Annotated in this window: 2 protein-coding genes; both read left to right on the top strand. The window is 70.4% G+C overall.

Annotated elements, in window-relative coordinates:
• Nucleotides 1-1,568: ABC transporter ATP-binding protein (locus K2Z83_RS28240; RefSeq protein WP_220598507.1), on the top strand; the 1,568-nt coding region annotated here is incomplete at its 5' end.
• 123 nt (nt 1,569-1,691) lie between these two features.
• A partial coding sequence (locus K2Z83_RS28235) for an N-acetylmuramoyl-L-alanine amidase (RefSeq protein ID WP_220598506.1) occupies nt 1,692-2,074 on the top strand: 383 nt, incomplete at its 3' end.

Below are 2,074 nucleotides of genomic sequence, written 5' to 3'. Positions count from 1 at the left end.
TCGGCTGGCAGATCGGCCTGCTGGTGCTCGTCTTCGCCGTCGGCCAGCTCTTCAGCGCCATCCGCGGCGTGCTGCTGGAGCGCGCCGCCCAGCGCCTCACCCTCGACCTGCGCCTGCGCCTCTACCAGAAGCTTCAGGGCCAGAGCGCCGACTACTTCTCGTCGCGACGCAGCGGCGACCTGCTGGCCCGAATGACCTCCGACGTGACCAGCGTGGGCGACGTGATGGTGCGCGGCACCGACTCGATCCTGGGCAGCGGGCTGCGCCTCCTGGGCGTGGCGGCGGTCTTCATCGTCCTCCAGCCGGCCCTCGGGCTGCTCGTGCTCACGCCGATGATCGCCGTGGGGCTGCTGCTCACCCACTACAACGGCCGGGTGCGCCCGGTCTACAAGGCCGCCCGCACCCGGCTGGGCGAACTGACCGCGCGCCTGGCCGACAACCTGAGCGGCATCAGGGTCATCCAGTCCTTCGCCCAGGAGCGCCGCGAGATGGCCGCCGTGACACAGATCGGCGAGGGCCTGTACGATGACCTAGTCGCCGCCGTGCGCCTGCGCAACCGGGTCTTCCCGGTGATCCGCTGGGTGGCCAACTTCGGCAATGTGCTGATGCTGGCCGGCGGGGTCTTCTTTATCATGCGCGGGCAGTTCACCCTGGGCGGCCTGCTGGCCTACCGCGGCTACGGGCGCTACTTCTACGGCCCGATCGACGACCTGGTGAGCACCAACGACCTGGTGCAGCAGGCGACGGCGGCCGGGCGGCGGATCTTCGAGGTGCTCGACGCGCCGGCCAGCATCGCCGACGCCCCCGGCGCGGTGGATCTCCCCCGGCCCCTGCGCGGCGATCTGGCCTTCGAGGGCGTCAGCTTCGGCTACGACCCGGCCCGCCCGGTGCTGCGCGAGGTGACGCTGCGCATCGCGGCCGGCGAGCGGGTGGCCATCCTCGGGCCGTCAGGGATCGGTAAGAGCACCCTGGTCTCGCTGGCCGCCCGGATCTACGACCCGGACGCCGGCCGGGTGCTGGTCGACGGCCACGACCTGCGTGGGGCCACGCTGGAGTCGCTGCGCTCACAGGTGGCCCAGGTGCAGCAGGAGACCTTCCTGTTCAACGCGACAGTGCTGGAGAACCTGCGCTACGGCCGGGCCGACGCGACGCGCGCGGAGGTGGAGGCGGCGGCGCGGGCGGCCAACGCCCACGAGTTCATTGCGGCGCTGCCCCAGGGCTACGAGACGGCAGTGGGCGAGCGCGGGGTGAAGCTGAGCGGCGGCCAGAAGCAGCGGGTGGCGGTGGCCCGCGCCCTGCTGAGCGGCGCGCCCATCCTGCTGCTCGACGAGCCGACCAGCGCGGTGGAGCCGGAGTCCGAGGCGCTGATCATCGGCGGGCTGGAGCGGCTGATGCAGGGCCGCACGGCGCTGATCGTCTCGCACCGGCTCTCGCTGGCCCGCTCGGCCGACCGGGTGGTGGTGATCGCCGACGGCCAAATCGCCGAGGAGGGCGCGCCCGAGGAGCTGCTGTCCCGCGAGGATGGCCGCTTCACGGCGATGGTGCGGGCCGAGGGGACGATCATGTAGCGGAGCGCGCAGCGCGCTTAAGATCAGGCGCTCTCCGCCCAACTCCTCTTGAAGCGGTTGCATCCGCGTGCTACCATTTGGTCGTACTACCGCGCGCTGTAGCTGCCCGAAGGAGACTCACTCATGAGCGATGACGCCGTGGATGTCGAGAACGTCGGAACGCCAGAGAAGGCCGGCGAGACCCGCGAGGGCAAGTCGGTGACGCTGATCGTGCTTGCGGACACCGCCGCCTCGGCGGATGGCCTTGCCGGAGCGCCGCCAAACTACCATATCGACACGATGGGCACGATCAGCCAGCTTGTCGATGAGGCGCGCGCCGGCGACGCCCTCGGCCTAGCGATCTACAACAGCCGCCGACATAATATCAACCGGATCGCCGTGAGCATCATGCTCCAGCGCTACGAGGGCATCGACTACGGCGACGACCAGCTCACCGCCCTGAGCCGGCTGATCGCTGGCGTGATGGCCCGCCACGGGCTAGGCGATGATGCGCTAGTGCGCATTCT

Origin of the sequence: Oscillochloris sp. ZM17-4 (assembly GCF_019599295.1) — a bacterium.
Taxonomy (GTDB): Bacteria; Chloroflexota; Chloroflexia; order Chloroflexales; family Chloroflexaceae; genus Oscillochloris.
This window is presented reverse-complemented; position numbering and strand designations above follow the sequence as displayed.